This window comes from Cupriavidus pauculus, from assembly GCF_022179805.1.
Lineage (GTDB): Bacteria > Pseudomonadota > Gammaproteobacteria > Burkholderiales > Burkholderiaceae > Cupriavidus > Cupriavidus pauculus_E.
Window position 1 is genome coordinate 16,412 of sequence record NZ_BPUO01000024.1, and the last position, 15,719, is coordinate 32,130.

The following is a 15,719-nucleotide window of genomic DNA, read 5'->3' on the forward strand; positions in this document are numbered from 1 at the left end:
CATCCGTGTGGTTTGCCACTCCTCGCCCAGAATCGTCTTGCAGGCTGCCATGACGGCCTGACCAGAGACCTAGCGAGGAGACGACGATGATTTTGTCTGTGCAGAGCGCGGTAGCCCGCGCGTGGCATGGCGCGTGCTGGATGCTGTGCCTGATGATGGCGCTGGCCACCGGTATGGCCCACGCCGAATACCCCGACCGCCCGATCAAGCTCGTGGTTGGATTTCCGCCGGGCGGCGGCGGCGACCTGTATGGCCGCCTGATCGCGGACCAGATTTCGCGCAAGCTGGGCCAGCCCGTGGTGGTGGAGAACAAGGGCGGCGCCGGAGGCATGATGGCCGCCGAGCAGGTGGCACGCAGCAAGCCCGACGGCTACACGCTGCTGATGGGCATGAGCAGCAACATGTCGCTGGCCGCGGCGATCCGGGGCAAGGAACTGCCCTACCGCGTGCCCGAGGATTTCGTGGCAGTCGGCATGCTGGTGCAGGCGCCTCATGGCCTGTTTGCCTCTGCCGACCGCTACAGCACCGCCAAAGCGGCGCTGGCCGATGCACGGACGCGGCAGATGAGCTATGGCTCGTCGGGACCAGGCAGCGTGGGTTACGTGACGATGGAAATGGTCAAGGCCAAGGCCGGCGTGGAGATCGCACCGATTCCATATCGCGGCTCCGGCCCTGCGATTACCGACCTGCTGGGCGGCCACACGGATCTGTTCTTTGCCACGGCGCCTCCGATCATGGGCCAGGTCAAGGGCGGCAAGCTCAAGCTGCTGGCGCTGACGGGCGAGCAGCGCACGCCGGCCTTTCCCGACGTGCCGACGTTTCGCGAACTGGGCATCGATGTGACCGTGACGCAGTGGTATGGACTGGTGGCCCCCGCCGGCACGCCTAACGCCATCGTCCAGAAACTGTCGCGCGCGGTTTCCGAAGGGCTGGAGAACGCCGAGCTGCGCCGCGTGGTGCGCCAGGACGGCGCCCGTGAAGTGGACATGTCGACCGACCGGTTTCGCCAGTACATCGTGGACGATATCGCCCGCTACCGCGCGGGCATAAGCGACAAGCTTCTGAAGACCATGGAGGTCAAATGAACATTGCTGCCCCTGCCACCCGCCCCGCCCCCGCGCTGCCACAGCGGCTGACGCGCGAACTGGTGGCGCACAGCCTGACCATCGCCCATGGCGACGGCATGCCGTGTGACGTCGCGCGAATTGCCAGGCACAGCCTGCTGGACTGGTTCGCCGTGGCCTGCGCGGCGTGGCAGGAGCCGCCCGTGCAGATCGTGCTGGCCGAAGTGCGCGACGAGGGCGCCACCCCGTGCGCCACGCTGCTCGACGGCTCGCGGGCCAGCGCGGTACAGGCCGCGCTGGTCAATGGCACGGCGTCGCACGTGCTGGATTTCGACGATGCCCACCTGCAGTCGCGCGTGCATCCGTCGGTACCGCTGTGGCCCGCCATCCTGGCGCAAGCCGAAGCGGAACACCTGAGCGGCGCCGAAGCGCTGGCTGCATTCGCGGCCGGCGTGGAACTGCAAAGCCGCGTGGCATCGCTGATGGGCGAAGACCACTACCGGCTGGGCTGGCACAACACGGCCACGCTCGGCGCGCTGGGCGCCACGCTTGCCGTGGCGGCGCTGCTGCGGCTCGACACCGAACGCACCGCGCACGCACTGGCCATTGCCGCCACGCAGGCCGGCGGCATGCGCGCGCTGTTCGGCACCATGGGCAAGCCGCTGCACGCGGGACAGGCCGCCGCCGTGGGCCTGCGTGCCGCCCGCCTGGCCGCGCGTGGCTTCATGGCGGTGCCGGATATCTTGGAGCATGACCAGGGGTTCGCTGCGCTCTACGCGGGTCGGCTCGACCCCGCCGCCGTGTGGCGCGACGCCGCCACCTCGCGCGTGCACGGCATCGTCTACAAGTACCACGCGTCGTGCTACGGCACACAGGCACCGATCGAAACCTGCCTGCAATTGCGGCAGGAAGCCAACTTCGCCACGCCCGACATCGACACCATCGACATCGCCATCGAGCCGCAGTACCTGGACGTCTGCTGCATCGCCAATCCCCGCACGCCTTCGGAAGCGAAGTTCAGCATCACGCATATGGCGGCGCTGGCGCTGGCCGGCTACAGCACCATGGCGACGTCCAGCTTCACGACGGCGCTCGACGACCCAGCCATCCGCGCCCTGCGCGCGCGCATTCGTGTGCATGGCGACCCGGCCATGCCACGCGCCAACGCCGAGGCCACCGTGACGCTGGCCAACGGCCGCACCCACACCACCCATTGCGATGCCAGCCGTCCCGAGACCAATCTGGGCCGGCAGGAGACCCGCATCGCCAACAAGGCCCGCGCGCTGCTGACGCCCGTCCTGGGCGACGAACGCACCGAGGCGCTGATCGCCACCGTGCTCGAATGCGAGAACCTGGACAATGTGACAGCCTGCTTCGCGCCGTTGCGCGGCTAGCGAATGCCGGGCCGCTCTATACCAGACGCAGATCCCACAGCACATCGAGCACGTGCTGGGTGGAGCGTTCCACATACCCGGCACGATGCGCGATGCCGAGCCGACGCCATAGCGCCGGGCGCAGCGGTCGCATGACGATACGCTGGTCCGGCACGGGCGTGGTGGCCTCGTGGGGCAACAGCGCCGCGCCGTATCCCGCCGCGACCAAGCTCTTGATTGCGTCGTTGTAGTTGAGCTGAATGCGCGGTGCGGGGTGGTGTCCAGCCGCCGCGAACCACTCAGTGGTCTGGCGCGAAAGGCGCGTGGTCGCGTCATTGAGAATCAGCGGCTGGGCAGCTAGCCATTCCGGCGTGACACGCGCCGGGCACTCCCAATGCGCCGGCACGAAGGCCATCACGGGGTCGCGCCGCCAGGGCTTGATTACCAACCCAGCCACCGGTGGCTGCGGCAAAGCAACCAGGCCGATATCGATCGTGCCGTCCGCCAGCCGGGTCAATGTTTCCTGCGACGTCAGCACCGCAATCTGGATGTCGATGGCGGGATGCTGCTGGCGCAGCACCTCTAGCGCCTGCGGCAGCAGATGCGCGATCACGCCAGTGGCCGCCCCGAGCCGGGCGCGCCCTTCCAGCCCCTCCACCTGCCGTTGTATATCGTCCAGTGCCTGCTCCGCATCGGCCAGCAACCGGCGCCCGCGCTCCACCAGCACCTCTCCAATCGCCGACGGCCTGACCTGCCCACGCTTGCGCGACAGCAGCGGCGCGCCAATGCGCTGTTCCAGTTCGGCGATGTGAAGGCTGACCGTGGGCGCCGCCAGGTGCAACGCACGCGCCGCTTCGGCGAACGAGCCATGGTCGGCAATGGCCACCAGCGTGCGCAAGCGGTCCAGGCTGATCTCTCGCATGTCGACTCCAGATTCAGAAAAACTGAATGTCATGGTTGTGAAATTCAACTTTTCCTATTTTAGTCGGACGTGGAAGATTAGGGCTCCTTCGACGTGTCACCCCCTTTTCAGCCACTGGAGCATTCCTCGCATGAGCCCTCCCCTTGTTTTCATCGACGGCGACCAAGGCACCACCGGCCTGCAAATCCACGACCAGCTGCGCGGCCGCACCGATCTCAGCCTGTTCACGCTTGCCGCATCGGAACGCAAGGACCCGCGGCGCCGTGCGGAAGCCATCAATGCCTGCGACATCGCCATCCTCTGCCTGCCCGATGTGGCCGCGCGCGAGGCGGTGAGCGCCATCGTCAATCCGGCCGTCCGGGTGATCGACGCAAGCTCCGCCCACCGCACGCATCCGGACTGGACCTATGGCTTTCCGGAAATGGCGCCGGAACAGGCCGCGCGCATCGCGAACGCGAAGCGGGTCACCAATCCCGGCTGCTACCCCACCGGCGCGATTGGCCTGCTGCATCCGCTGGTGCAGGCCGGACTGCTTCCCGCCAGCTACCCGATCAGCATCCATGCCGTCTCCGGCTACTCCGGACGTGGCCGTGCCGGTGTGGACGCATATGAGGGGCCGGATGCCGTCGGCGCGCCACCCTTCCAGATGTACGGCCTGGAACTCGCGCACAAGCACCCTCCCGAGATCCAGCAGTACACCGGACTCGCGCACCGCCCCCTGTTCGTGCCCGCATACGGCGCATTCCGCCAGGGCATCGTGCTGACGGTGCCCATCGCGCTGCGGCTGCTCGCCCCCGGCGTTGACGGCGCCGCGCTGCAAGCATGCCTGGCACGGCACTATGCCGGCGCGGCCCATGTCCACGTGCTGCCACTGGACGAAGCGTCCGTCATGAAGCACCTGGACCCGCAAGCGCTGAACGGCACCAACGATCTGCAGTTGGGCGTGTTTGCCAACGAGGAACACGGGCACGTGCTGCTGTCCGCGGTGTTCGACAACCTCGGCAAGGGCGCATCCGGCGCGGCGGTTCAGAATCTGGATTTGATGCTGGGGCAGCAATAGGGGCGGATAAACGAACAAGGGGGCGGTTGAACCCGCCCCCTTGCCATTCATCGCGACCCGCAACCCACATCAGTCGCGCGCACCCTCCTTACGCCCCACCACCCGATCCACGAACGCCCCCGCCATGCCCGTATAGCCATGCGGATCCAGCATGCGGTCGATGGTCTGTGCGTCGATGCCGGCAGCCACCTTGGGGTTGGCCAGCAGCGCCTCGCGGAAGTCGCCGCCGCGCTCGAACACGTCCATGCACACCTCGTACACGATCTCGTGGGCTTCCTGGCGGCCCAGGCGCTCGCTCAGGCCCATCATCACCGCTTCTGACATCAGCAACCCGCGCTGGATGAACAGGTTCTTCTCCATGTTGGCCGGGCGCACCGTCAGGTTGGCGCAGACGTAGCTCATCTTGGTCGCCGCCGCGTCGCACATGCAGCACAACCGCGAGATGAACTCGCGCTCGGTCTGCAGCACGATCTTGTCGCGCTCGTGCTCGGCCATGATCGATTCCAGCGCCATCGGCGCGGTGTTCCGCACCAGACGGGCCAGCGCCACCACGGTTTCGCAGGTGGGCGGGTTGCGCTTGTGGGGCATGGTGCTGCTGCCGACCTTGCCCATCGCGAACGGCTCTTCCAGTTCGCCGGTCTCGGTCTTCTGCAGGCTGTACACCTCGTGGGCGATCTTGCCGATGGTGCCAGTGCAGATCGCCAGCACGCAGGCCAGCTCGGCAATGCTGTCGCGCGAGACGTGCCAGTGAATGCGCGGACACCCCAGGCCCAGGTCCTCGAACAGCGCCTCCTGCACCGCGATGCCCTTGTCTCCCAGCGCCGCCAGCGTGCCGACCGCGCCCGAGAACTGGCCCACCAGCACGCGCTGCTTCATGGCGTCGAAGCGCTCACGGTTGCGGCGCATCTCCTCCACCCACACGGCCGCCTTGAAGCCGAACGTGATCGGCAACGCCTGCTGGCCGTGGCTGCGCGCCACCATCGTCAGGTCGCGATGCTTCTCCGCCAGCGCCACCAGATGCGTTTCCAGCTCGGCATAACGCTTGCCGATCACGTCGAGTGCATCACGCACCTGCAGCATCGTGCCGGTGTCGATGATGTCCTGCGTGGTGGCGCCCCAGTGGATGTACTCGGCGGCATCGCCGCTGCACACCTTCTTCATCGCCCGCAGCAGCGGCACGATCGGGTGGCTGGTGCGGTCCATCTCGCGCTTCAGGTCCGCCAGGTCGATCAGCTCCACCCGTGCCTTGGCGCAAATCTCGTCGGCGGCGCGCTGCGGGATGATGCCAAGGCGCGCCTGCACGCGGGCCAGCGCGGCCTCGACGTCGAGCCACCGCTGCACGGTCTGCTCGTCACTGAAGATCTCGCGCATCTGCGCGGTACTGAACTGGTCGCGGAACAGGGCGCTGTCAATGACGTACGCTGCCATGCTTGTCTCCTCCGTTTCGGTGTGTGCCTGACCATGTGGTCACGCACGGCATGTCGTTCAGGCGGCTTCGCGCAACTGGCCCACAGCTTCCATCGCCCGCAGCGAATAGACATAGGCGGCGCCGGCGTTGAGTGCAATAGCCGTGCCCAGCGCGTCGCTGACCTCGGCATCGGTCGCGCCGGCCTTCACCGCCGCCGCCGCGTGCGACGAGATGCAGCCGTCGCAACGCGTGGTCACCGCCACCGCCAGCGCAATCAGCTCGCGCGTCTTGGCGTCGAGCGCGCCGTTCGATCCCTGCGCGGCCGCCAGGTTGCGATAGGCCTCCAGCATCTTCGGGTTGCTGTTGCCCAGGCGGGTGTAGGAACGCTTCAGCGTGTTCAGCAGATCGGACCAGTTCATGAACATGGACATGCGGATACTCCTTGTTGGACAGATTGATAACCAAGAAAAATGAATCGATGAGGATGGTTGGAACGCCGGTCATTCGACCTTGACGTTGCCGGCTTTCACCACCTCGCGCCAGCGCGCGATGTCGTTGGCAAGGAAGCGCTTGAAGTAGTCGGGCGACTCGGCCATGGTCTCGGCGCCTTCCGTCTGCATGCGCTCGCGGAACGCGGGGTCGTTCACCGCCTTGTTGATGGCTGCGTTGAGCCGGTCGACGATGGCCGGCGGCGTACCGGCCGGTGCCAGCACGCCGTACCACGCAGCCATGGTCATGTGCGGCATGCCGGCTTCGGTCATGGTCGGTACATCGGGCATCAACGGCGACCGCTTGGCGCTGGTGACGGCCAGCACGCGCATGCGGTTGCTGGATTTCACGGCCATCACCGACGGGATGTTGATGAACGTGTATTGCACCTCGCCGCTCAGGATGGCGACGATGGACGGCGCCGATCCCTTGTAGGGCACGTGGCTCGCCTTGATGCCGGTTTCCTGGCGGAACAGCTCGCCGCCCAGATGCTGCGAACTGCCGGCGCCGGACGACGAGAAGTTCACGCCACTGGCGTTCTGCTTCTTGGCGTAGGCCACGAACTCGGACACGGTGTTCACGCCCAGCGCGGCGGGCACCACCATCAGGTTGGGGCTTTGCCCGAACACCGCCACCGGCGCGAAGCTCTTGACGGGGTCGTAGTCGAGCTTGCCGTAGAGGCTGATGTTGACCGCCAGCGCGTTGGAGCTGAGCAGCAGCGTATAGCCGTCGGCGGGCGAGCGCGCCACGTAGCTTGCCGCGATGTTCTGGCCGGCGCCGGGCTTGTTTTCCACCACCACGGGCTGGCCCAGTTCGGTGCCGATGCGCTGGCCGATCAGCCGGGCCATGATGTCGGTGCCGCCACCGGGTGCGTAGCCCACCACCAGGTGAATCGGCTTGGATGGATACGGCCCTTCGCCCTGCGCGTAAGCCTGCCCCGCGCACAGCCCCGTCATGGCGATAGCTGCGATAGCTGCCACTGCCGCGCCCTGCCTGATGCATTGCTTCATGATCTGTCTCCTCCAATTGGGGGTGCCACGTGCGGATCTTTTGCCCGCTATCGCGACGTGCGCGCCTGCGCCTGTTTTTGCAGGTAGTCGGCCACGCGTTGCCGCAGGCCCGGTACTGCCGCTGACCGCACCAGCGCGGCCAAGTCGCGGGCGTCATCGATTTCCGCATGGCCGTCGATGGCGCCATCGAGCAGGCAGTCCGTTCGGTTGGCCGGACGCTCCAGCACGACATCTTCCGCCGACGCTGCGCAAGCGGTAGCCAAACCCGCACCCAGTGCCTCGGTATCGCGAAACACGCACGCGCTTTCGATCCAGCCCCGCGCACGCTCTGCGCCAACCCGCTGCACCAGCCGACGGCTGCCCAGCACCAGCCCGAAGCCGCGAGCGCCCGGGAACGCGAAGCTCGCTCCATCCAGCGCCACACGCTGGGCGCAGGCCGCGAACAGGTCCGCGCCGGCGCCCATCACGCGCCCCTGTGCCACCGCCACCGTGTGGAACGGCGCGCGCGCCACGCGCTGCAGCATCAGCTCGATGCGCGTGAAGCGCGCCAGCAGGCCGTCGTCAGTTTCGTCGGTCAGGCCGGACAGGTCGAATCCCGTGCAGAAATGGCGGCCGTTGCCCTCGATGACCACGGCCGCGACGCCGCGCTGCGCGCAATCGTCGAGCGCGCCATCGAGCGCATCTACAAGTTCCCGGGATAGCGCGTTGCCCTGCTCCGGCCGATTGAGCGTCAGGTAGCAGACGTCGCCTTCGCGGCGCTGCAAGAGCGGTGCCTGACTCATGAGCGCACCAGGTCCGCGTTGGCGTAGCCAGAGATGAAGGTCTTGGCGGCGCCCGTGGTGGCATCGAACACATGGCGCGACTGCTTGCCGATGTCGGTGCCATAGACGTGAATGCTGATTGACACCCTGTCATCGAACGCGTTGCGCACCACGTGGATATCCCCGATCGATGGCGACACATAGGCCACGTCGCCGGGTTCCAGCCGTTCCGGCTCGCCGCTGGCCACCATGCCGGCGTCGCCGTGCGTGTACGCCTGCCCCGTTTCGGCACCGCGCAACATGCCGATGGCGCCCCAGGTGCAGTGGTCGTGGATCGGCGTCTTCTGTCCCGGTCCCCAGACAAAGCTCACCACACTGTAGCGGCCCTGTGGGTCCGCGTGCAGCAGGTACTGTCGGTAGTACTCGGGATGCGGCATTGCAAACTGTGGATCGAGCCAGTTGTCCGCCGCCACGAGTTCGCCCAGTGCGGCGCCCACACGTGCGAGCGTTTCGGGTTCGGGCACGGCTTCGGTGACGATGTCGTCCATCTTCGCGATGAAGCGAGGCAGGGCCTGGCGGTCTGCCGAGATTTCGGCTGCGACATCGGTTGCGTGTTCGGCTGACATGATTTATCCCTGTTGATCGATACTGGCATTGGCGCTGCCAAAGGCATCGCGCACGGACTGTGAGTGCTCGCCCAGCGTGGGCGGCGCGGAGCGTACTGGTACCGCCTTGCCATCGATGCGGATTGGCGAGGCGAACGTGCGGGTCTGGGTACCGCCCGGCAGTTCAAGGTCCCTGACCCAGCGCATGTGGTCCACCTGCGGATCTTCCAGCGCGCGCGCATAGTCGTTGATGCGCGAATGCGGCACGCCGACATCGCGGAACACGTCGATCCAATGATCGACGCCCTGCTGCACGAACACCTCTTCGAGAATCGTCTTCAGTTCCACCTGATGGCGCGCACGCAGCGTGGGCGAGAGAAAGCGCGGGTCCTCGGCCAGCGTTTCGAGCTGCACCGCACGCAGCACCGCGCGCCAGAGGCTGTCATTACCGGCCGCGATGGCGAAGTAGCCGTCGGCCGCGCGATACGCCTGGTATGGCGCATTGCGCGGATGCGCCGAGCCGAGCTTGCCGGGGCTGCGTCCGGTGCCGAAGTACTCGCTGGTCTGCAGGGCGCCAATGGCCAGCGTGCAGCCGAACATCGGCACATCGAGGTGCATGCCGCGCTTGCGGGCCCGTGCCTGCAGCAGCGCGCTGGCAATCGAGAACGCGCCGTACAGCCCCGAAGCGAAGTCGGATACCGGCACGCCGCATTTGACTGGTGCATCGGAATCGCCGGTCACGCTCATCACGCCGGCCGCCGCCTGGATCGTCAGGTCGAAACCGCCCTCGGCGGCACGCGGGCCGCTCTGGCCGTACGCGGAAATCGAGCAATACACCAGCTCGGGACGCAGCGTGCTCAGCTCGGCATATCCCAGGCCAAGGCGATCCATCACGCCCGGACGGTTGTTCTCGATCAGCACGTCGGCCTGGGCGCACAGCGCCAGCGCCACATCCAGGTCTTCGCGGCGCTTGAGGTCCAGCACCACCGAGCGCTTGTTGCGGTTCAGCGAGGCAAAGTTCTCGCTGAAGCCGTTGGTGATCGGCGGCCAGCTGCGCAGCGTGTCGCCACTGGGCGGCTCGATCTTGATCACGTCGGCGCCCATGTCAGCCAGCAGCATGGCGCAGAACGGGCCGGCGGCAACGGTGCAGAATTCCAGCACGCGTACGCCGCGCAGGGGCAGGTCTTCGGTTCGGATGTCGGTCATGGTGTCATGGTGAGTCGTCGCCGCCGGATGCACGACGTTGAAACCGAGTCTAGAACCGTTCCTCATTTTGACGCGGGTGTTCTACACTTTGGAACAGTTGCCCGCACCCCGCCGGGCGCCCGATGCTCCGTTCCATGAACAACACGCTGATCAAAGGGCTTCACCTGCTCGACATCATGGCGCGCCACGGCAAGCCGATTGGCGTGAGCGAGCTCGCCGTCATGGCGGGCATGCCCAAGAGCGGCGCGCACCGGCTGCTGCAGGCGCTGGTGGATGAGCGCTACGTGGTACGCGTGCCACCGGCCAGCTATACGGTGTCGATCAAGCTCTGGGAACTTGGTTCGGCCGCGCTCTGGAGTTTCGATCTGCGCCGGCATGCCGATACGCTGATGGAGGCGCTGATGCAGTCCACCGGCGAATCGGTGCACCTGTCCGTGCTGGACGGCCGCGAGGTGGTGTACGTGCACAAGGTGGAGTGTCCCAACCCGATCCGCGCCTACAGCCAGATCGGCGGCCGCTCGCAGGCGCACTGCGTGGCCACGGGCAAGGCCATGCTGGCCTTCAGGAATCCGCAGTGGCTGGCCGAGATTGCGCACGACCTGGAACCGGCCACGCCGCGCACCATCACTGATCCCGAGGCATTCCTGCATGAAATGCAGCGCGTGCGCCGTGCGGGCTATGCGATCAATCGTGGCGAATGGCGGCCGGGCGTGAACGGCCTGGCCGCGCCAATTTTCGACGGTACCGGGGCCGTCATCGCGGCCATCGGCATCTCGGGGCCCGATACGCGCTTGCGCACGACGCGCCTGCGCGACCTGGCCCCGCCGGTATGCGAAGCGGCCGAGCAGCTATCGACCGGGCTGGGCGAGATCGGCCCCCACGCGTCGCTGCTGCGCGTGACGAACCACTGGGGCGCGCTGCGCTGAGCGGTACGCCGCGCTACGGGTTGCGCGGGCGGCGGTCGGCTGGCCCTGGCGCCACTGGCGCGGGTGCGGATTGTCCCGCGCCGCGCGCCGCCTTCATGGCCTCCATTTCCAGCCGCGCCTGATCGATCTCGGCGCCGACGTCGCCAGCCTCGGCCACGCCAATCGAGAGCGCCACAGTGCCGCGCGCCACCGGTATGGGAATCGGCTGCGACATGCCGCTGCACTGCGGCGCCGCGCACGGCATGCCTGCACCGTTGAGCGGCACACGCGCCACGGTGGTCACGGCCGAGCCCAGTTCGGCAAAGTTCGCCGCGCCTTCCTGGTTGACCACCAGTTGCCGCGCCACCAGCGCGAACGACACGGCAATGCGCGATGGCTGCGCGGCACTGCCTGCCGCCGTCTTGGCCGTGGCATTGCCGGCACGCACATAGAGCGGCCGGAAGCGGAAGTGATCGGTGAATTTGCCGTCCTGCAGCTTCTGCTCGATGGCCAGTACGGCGAGCAGGCCGGGCCGCGTGGGCGCGTCGCCTTCGGCATAGCGCGCCAAGACCGCGCACCGGACGTTACGGAAGCCGGCCGCCGAGAAGCTGACATCAGCGCTGCTGGCGCTGAGCGCGTCGCGCTTGAGCTGTTCCGGGCCGCTGGCGTCCTTGTCCGCAAAGAGGTCCGCCACGAGCCGCGTGCCCGTGACCACGAACGATGTCGGCGTATTGACCGATGCGCCGTTCGCCGCGCTGGCTGCACGCGCCGCCTGCGCCTTGGTGAGCGGCTCGGCACACTGCGGCGACGCCAGCAAGTCCTTCATGCCACGGTTTTCCGGCAGGGCAAGGATGGCGCCAAGGACCTTGTCCGCGGACCAGTCCTTGTTGGCTGCGACCCAGCCTTGCGCGGCCTGCCTGGGCTTGCCGCTGTTGTCATCCGCCCTGAAGGCGGGCGCCGGTGGCGCCTTTGGCGCCGGCGCGGTGCTGCAGCCGGCGGCCAGCAGGCAACCGGCAAAGAGTCCGGTCAAGGTCCTCATGCTGCGCCTCCCATTGCGTTGTCGCCACAGGATATGATCCGTCACCGTGTGACGGATACCATCCAGAAGACTGAATAGCCAAATGGAGAGTAGTCATTGCGCCGCTTCCTTGCCAACCCGCCCTGCCGGCGCTGTCATCCAAAAGGACGTCAGGTCAGCGCGATGCCGCCATCGACGCGCAGGTTGACCCCGGTGATGAAGCTGCCTTCGGCGCTTGCCAGCAGCAGCGCCGCCGCGGCCACTTCCTCGGCACGACCCAGCCGGCCCAGCGGAATGGCGCCCGCCATGGTGGCCTCGAAGGCCGGCCGCGCCTCGGGAGCCACGCCCAGCTTGGCCAGGATCGGCGTATCGACCGGCCCCGGACTGATCACGTTTACCCGGATGCCGCGGCCCTTGAACTCCAGCGCCCAGCTTTGCGCGAATGCCTCGATGGCGGCCTTGCTGCCTGCGTAGACCGCGTGGCCGTCGAGCACCTTTGCACTGGCAATCGAGCTGACCAGCAGGATGGCGCCGCCATCGCGCAGCACCGGCGCGATCTTCTGCACGCCAAAGAACACGGCGCGCGTATTGGTGGCGAACTGCACGTCGTACTCATCCTCGCTGACCTGCGCGGACGGCGTGATCAGGTTCATGCCGGCATTGGCCACGTAGATATCTGCGCCACCAAAGCGCTCGGCCGCCAGCGCCGCCACGCGGTCGTGCGTGGCCAGGTCGGCGATATCGCCGGTCAGGCCGATGGCGCTGGTACCAAGTTCGGCCACGGCGGCGTCGACGGCGTCGGCACGGCGGCCGACGATGACCACCTGTGCACCCTCGGCCACGAAGCGCTTTGCCATCGCCAAGCCAATCCCACTATTGCCGCCCGTGACTACCGCAACCTTTCCAGCGAGCCTGTTCATGATGTTCCTTCGCATTCCTGTTGATGACGGGTGCGAATCTACGCCGGCCCCAGCCGCACCGGCAGCCTTACAATGGGCGCTTCACTTGTGCCAATTTGTCATCCATGTCAATGGAACGCCTGCATGGCCTGTCCGCCTTTGTGCGCGCCGTGGAAGCCGGATCGTTCACCGGCGCCGCCCGGCTGCTGGGCACCACGCCGTCGGCCATATCCAAGAGCGTCTCGCGGCTGGAGGCACGGCTCGGCGTGAAGCTGTTCCACCGCTCCACGCGCGCGTTCGTGCTGACCGACGAGGGCACGGCCTACCACGCCCGCGTGGCGCCGCTGGTGCGTGGACTGGAGGAAGCATCGGAAGTGCTGGCGAAGTCGTCGGCGGCCGTGGGCCGGCTACGCGTCAGCATGCCCAGCGACCTGGGCCGCTCGCTGCTGGAACCGATCACCGCCCGGCTGATGCCGCGCCATCCGCGTCTGTCGCTCGATATCGGCATCAGCGACCAGCACGTGGACCTGATCCGCGAAGGCTATGACCTGGCGTTGCGCGCGGGCCGCGCCGCCGACAGCGGGCTGTACGCGCGCCCGCTGGCCGACTTGCCGCTGGTGCTGGTGGCGTCCCCTGCCTACCTGGCCAGCCATGGCGAACCGCGCACCGTGGCCGATCTGCAGGAACACCGCCACGTGCGCTACCGGCTGGCCGGGCAGATCCTGCCGCTGGCCTTCGCCGATGGCAGCCGTGTGCAGCAAGAAGGTGTATTCGATTCCGACAGCGGCGAAGCCATGCGCACCGCCGCCGTGAACGGCCTGGGCATCGCGCAATTGCTGCGGACGATCGTCCAGGACGATCTCGACGCCGGCCGCCTGCGCGTGGTGCTGCCCGACGTGCCGCTGCGCCCCGTGCCGCTGCAGGTGCTGCACGGCTTTGGCCGCCGCCTGCCGGCCCGCGCGAAGGTGTTCATCGATTTCGTGGCGGCGGAACTGGCTGGACGGCCCGCATCGTCCTAGCCCGCGCTCAAGCGTCGGCATCAGGGGTATTTGCGTACTGCCAGGCAACATTGCGCGGAACCCATTACCATCCCCACTTTCGCCACAAGACGACATTCCCCCAAATGACTGCCCTGTCCGACTTTCCGATCACCCAGAAATGGCCGGCGCAACACCCCGACCGCCTGCAGCTCTATTCGCTGAATACCCCCAACGGCATCAAGGTATCGCTGATGCTGGAAGAAACGGGGCTGCCGTACGAGCCGCAGCTGGTGCGCTTCGACAAGAACGACCAGATGTCCCCGGAATTCCTGTCGCTGAGCCCGAACAACAAGATTCCGGCGATCATCGACCCCAATGGCCCGGGCGGCAAACCGCTGCCGTTGTGGGAATCGGGCGCGATCCTGGTGTACCTGGCCGAGAAGACCGGCAAGTTCATGTCGGCCGACCCGGCGCTGCGCTACGAGACCATCCAGTGGGTGATGTGGCAGATGGGCGGGATTGGCCCGATGTTTGGCCAGATTGGCTTCTTCCACAAGTTTGCGGGCAAGGACTATGAGGACAAGCGTCCGCGCGACCGTTACGTCGGCGAATCGAAGCGGTTGCTGAACGTGCTCAACGAACGGCTCAAGGGCCGCCAGTGGATCATGGGCGACGACTACACGATTGCCGACATCGCCACGTTCCCGTGGGTGCGCAACCTGCTGGGCTTCTACGAGGCCGGCGAACTGGTCGGTATCCAGGACTTTCCGGAAGTCTCGCGCGTGCTCAAGGCCTTCGAGGCGCGCCCCACCGTGCAGCGCGCAGTGAACATCCCGAAGCGGCCGGAATAACTGGTCAAATATGCGGTAATTGCCCCTTTCCGCCCCGTCGCCGATGGGTCGGAAAGGGGCCACCCAAGCGTCTCCATGGATAGGCGTTCCCCCAATCTCGCGGGGAACCCAATGCGTATATGATCTACGCACAACAAGGCAGGCCCATCGCCCGATGACCGGCCAAAAATCCAAGGAGACAACTCGAATGCCCCGCTTCCAGCCTGTTGCGCTGCTTGCCCTGTCCTGTCTGGCCGCCATGGCCGCCACCCCGGCGGTTGCGGCCGACGCCTACCCCGCCAAGCCGATCCGCTGGATCGTGCCCTACCCGGCCGGCGGTGGCTCGGACTTCCTGGCACGCACGATCGGCCAGGGGCTGTCCACCCGCGTGAACCAGCCGGTGGTGGTGGACAACAAGCCGGGCGGCAACACCGCGATTGGCGCATCGGAAACGGCACGGTCCACGCCCGACGGCTACACGGTGCTGTCGGCGGACAACGGCACGCTGGTCTTCAACCCCGCGCTGTACAAGACCCTTTCCTACAATCCGACGCGCGACCTGGCACCAGTGACGCTGCTGGGCCGTTTTCCGATGATCCTGGTGGTCGGCCCCGGCAGCCAGGCCAAGACGGCGCAGGAATTCATCGCCCAGGTCAAGGCCACGCCGGGCGGCGTGAACTACGGCTCGGCCGGCGCCGGCAGCCCGCACCATCTGGCGATGGAACTGCTCAAGACCGAAGCCCATCTGACCATGACGCACGCGCCGTACCGTGGCGCGGCGCCCGCGCTGTCCGACGTGGCGGCGGGCCAGATCCCGGCGATGATGGTCGACTTCGCGGCCGGCGCGGGCTTCATCAAGGGCGGCAAGGTGCGTCCGCTGGCCGTGGCCAACGCCACGCGCCTGCCGCAGCTGCCCGATGTGCCGACCTTCTCCGAACTCGGCTACAAGAACGTGGAAGCCGCCGCGCTGGTGGGCATGGTGGTGCCGGCCGCCACGCCGCCCGAGGTCATCGGCACGCTGAACCGGCAGGTGGTGGCGGCCGTGAAGGACCCCGCCATCAACAAGAAGCTGGTCGACTTTGGCGTGGAGCCGGTGGGCAATTCGCCGGCGCAGTTTGCCGACCTGCTGCGCAGCGAGACCACGCGCTGGACCAAACTGATCCAGGATCTCAAGATCTCGCTCGACTGA

The 15,719-nt window shown here is 67.0% G+C and carries 16 protein-coding genes; 7 read left to right on the plus strand and 9 right to left on the minus strand.

Annotated elements, in window-relative coordinates; all coding sequences use genetic code 11:
- The first annotated feature begins 86 nt into the window (after positions 1–86).
- The gene (locus MFF62_RS29140) at positions 87–1,085 is read left to right on the plus strand and encodes a Bug family tripartite tricarboxylate transporter substrate binding protein (protein WP_238267192.1); all 999 of its coding nucleotides are present in this window, start codon (positions 87–89) and stop codon (positions 1,083–1,085) included.
- Positions 1,082–2,458, plus strand: coding sequence for an MmgE/PrpD family protein (locus tag MFF62_RS29145; RefSeq protein WP_238267193.1), 1,377 nt, complete (start codon positions 1,082–1,084; stop codon positions 2,456–2,458). Before MFF62_RS29140 ends, MFF62_RS29145 begins: the two co-directional genes overlap by 4 nt.
- 16 nt (positions 2,459–2,474) lie before the next feature.
- Here the strand turns inward: MFF62_RS29145 and MFF62_RS29150 are convergent, their stop codons facing one another.
- On the minus strand, positions 2,475–3,359 hold the full coding sequence (locus tag MFF62_RS29150) for a LysR family transcriptional regulator (RefSeq protein WP_238267197.1): 885 nt from the start codon (positions 3,357–3,359) through the stop codon (positions 2,475–2,477).
- 130 nt (positions 3,360–3,489) lie between these two features.
- On the opposite strand from MFF62_RS29150, the gene argC reads away from it, so the two are divergent.
- A complete protein-coding gene (gene argC, locus MFF62_RS29155; protein ID WP_238267351.1) occupies positions 3,490–4,419 on the plus strand; it encodes an N-acetyl-gamma-glutamyl-phosphate reductase in 930 nt (309 codons plus the stop codon).
- 69 nt (positions 4,420–4,488) lie between these two features.
- Here argC and purB read toward each other — a convergent pair whose 3' ends face one another.
- From purB to MFF62_RS29185, 6 genes are all read right to left on the minus strand, one after another.
- Entirely contained in the window at positions 4,489–5,847 is a 1,359-nt protein-coding gene (gene purB / locus MFF62_RS29160; protein ID WP_238267201.1) for an adenylosuccinate lyase, read from the minus strand.
- Between the two features lie 57 nt (positions 5,848–5,904).
- Positions 5,905–6,252: a carboxymuconolactone decarboxylase family protein gene (locus MFF62_RS29165; protein ID WP_238267353.1), complete on the minus strand. Its 348-nt coding sequence runs from the start codon at positions 6,250–6,252 to the stop codon at positions 5,905–5,907.
- 75 nt (positions 6,253–6,327) lie between these two features.
- On the minus strand, positions 6,328–7,326 hold the full coding sequence (locus MFF62_RS29170) for a tripartite tricarboxylate transporter substrate binding protein (RefSeq protein ID WP_238267208.1): 999 nt from the start codon (positions 7,324–7,326) through the stop codon (positions 6,328–6,330).
- A 47-nt stretch (positions 7,327–7,373) separates the two neighbouring features.
- Positions 7,374–8,108 (minus strand): enoyl-CoA hydratase/isomerase family protein, encoded by a 735-nt coding sequence (locus MFF62_RS29175; protein WP_238267210.1) that lies wholly within the window; start codon positions 8,106–8,108, stop codon positions 7,374–7,376.
- Positions 8,105–8,713 carry a cysteine dioxygenase family protein gene (locus MFF62_RS29180; RefSeq protein ID WP_238267211.1) on the minus strand — a complete coding sequence of 203 codons (609 nt, stop codon included), beginning with the start codon at positions 8,711–8,713 and terminating at the stop codon, positions 8,105–8,107. The genes MFF62_RS29175 and MFF62_RS29180 overlap by 4 nt, the downstream gene beginning before the upstream one ends.
- Positions 8,714–8,716: 3 nt before the next feature.
- Entirely contained in the window at positions 8,717–9,898 is a 1,182-nt protein-coding gene (locus tag MFF62_RS29185) for a CaiB/BaiF CoA transferase family protein (RefSeq protein WP_238267213.1), read from the minus strand.
- A 134-nt stretch (positions 9,899–10,032) separates the two neighbouring features.
- On the opposite strand from MFF62_RS29185, the gene MFF62_RS29190 reads away from it, so the two are divergent.
- On the plus strand, positions 10,033–10,824 hold the full coding sequence (locus MFF62_RS29190; RefSeq protein ID WP_238267214.1) for an IclR family transcriptional regulator: 792 nt from the start codon (positions 10,033–10,035) through the stop codon (positions 10,822–10,824).
- Between the two features lie 13 nt (positions 10,825–10,837).
- Here MFF62_RS29190 and MFF62_RS29195 read toward each other — a convergent pair whose 3' ends face one another.
- Both MFF62_RS29195 and MFF62_RS29200 read right to left on the minus strand, forming a co-directional pair.
- A complete protein-coding gene (locus MFF62_RS29195; protein WP_238267215.1) occupies positions 10,838–11,842 on the minus strand; it encodes a hypothetical protein in 1,005 nt (334 codons plus the stop codon).
- Positions 11,843–11,991: 149 nt separating this feature from the next.
- On the minus strand, positions 11,992–12,741 hold the full coding sequence (locus tag MFF62_RS29200) for an SDR family NAD(P)-dependent oxidoreductase (protein ID WP_238267216.1): 750 nt from the start codon (positions 12,739–12,741) through the stop codon (positions 11,992–11,994).
- A gap of 104 nt (positions 12,742–12,845) precedes the next feature.
- Between MFF62_RS29200 and MFF62_RS29205 the strand changes: the two genes are divergently transcribed.
- From MFF62_RS29205 to MFF62_RS29215, 3 genes are all read left to right on the plus strand, one after another.
- Positions 12,846–13,739, plus strand: coding sequence for a LysR family transcriptional regulator (locus MFF62_RS29205; protein WP_238267223.1), 894 nt, complete (start codon positions 12,846–12,848; stop codon positions 13,737–13,739).
- 104 nt (positions 13,740–13,843) lie between these two features.
- Complete coding sequence (locus MFF62_RS29210) at positions 13,844–14,551, plus strand: glutathione binding-like protein (RefSeq protein ID WP_238267232.1); 708 nt, start codon at positions 13,844–13,846, stop codon at positions 14,549–14,551.
- A gap of 187 nt (positions 14,552–14,738) precedes the next feature.
- Entirely contained in the window at positions 14,739–15,719 is a 981-nt protein-coding gene (locus tag MFF62_RS29215) for a Bug family tripartite tricarboxylate transporter substrate binding protein (protein ID WP_238267243.1), read from the plus strand.

Coding starts and splice junctions, on each gene's coding strand:
- MFF62_RS29140 (WP_238267192.1), top strand. CDS start 87: ATGATTTTGTCTGTGCAGAGCGCGGTAGCCCGCGCGTGGCATGGCGCG.
- MFF62_RS29145 (WP_238267193.1), top strand. CDS start 1,082: ATGAACATTGCTGCCCCTGCCACCCGCCCCGCCCCCGCGCTGCCACAG.
- MFF62_RS29150 (WP_238267197.1), bottom strand. CDS start 3,359: ATGCGAGAGATCAGCCTGGACCGCTTGCGCACGCTGGTGGCCATTGCC.
- argC (WP_238267351.1), top strand. CDS start 3,490: ATGAGCCCTCCCCTTGTTTTCATCGACGGCGACCAAGGCACCACCGGC.
- purB (WP_238267201.1), bottom strand. CDS start 5,847: ATGGCAGCGTACGTCATTGACAGCGCCCTGTTCCGCGACCAGTTCAGT.
- MFF62_RS29165 (WP_238267353.1), bottom strand. CDS start 6,252: ATGTTCATGAACTGGTCCGATCTGCTGAACACGCTGAAGCGTTCCTAC.
- MFF62_RS29170 (WP_238267208.1), bottom strand. CDS start 7,326: ATGAAGCAATGCATCAGGCAGGGCGCGGCAGTGGCAGCTATCGCAGCT.
- MFF62_RS29175 (WP_238267210.1), bottom strand. CDS start 8,108: ATGAGTCAGGCACCGCTCTTGCAGCGCCGCGAAGGCGACGTCTGCTAC.
- MFF62_RS29180 (WP_238267211.1), bottom strand. CDS start 8,713: ATGTCAGCCGAACACGCAACCGATGTCGCAGCCGAAATCTCGGCAGAC.
- MFF62_RS29185 (WP_238267213.1), bottom strand. CDS start 9,898: ATGACCGACATCCGAACCGAAGACCTGCCCCTGCGCGGCGTACGCGTG.
- MFF62_RS29190 (WP_238267214.1), top strand. CDS start 10,033: ATGAACAACACGCTGATCAAAGGGCTTCACCTGCTCGACATCATGGCG.
- MFF62_RS29195 (WP_238267215.1), bottom strand. CDS start 11,842: ATGAGGACCTTGACCGGACTCTTTGCCGGTTGCCTGCTGGCCGCCGGC.
- MFF62_RS29200 (WP_238267216.1), bottom strand. CDS start 12,741: ATGAACAGGCTCGCTGGAAAGGTTGCGGTAGTCACGGGCGGCAATAGT.
- MFF62_RS29205 (WP_238267223.1), top strand. CDS start 12,846: ATGTCAATGGAACGCCTGCATGGCCTGTCCGCCTTTGTGCGCGCCGTG.
- MFF62_RS29210 (WP_238267232.1), top strand. CDS start 13,844: ATGACTGCCCTGTCCGACTTTCCGATCACCCAGAAATGGCCGGCGCAA.
- MFF62_RS29215 (WP_238267243.1), top strand. CDS start 14,739: ATGCCCCGCTTCCAGCCTGTTGCGCTGCTTGCCCTGTCCTGTCTGGCC.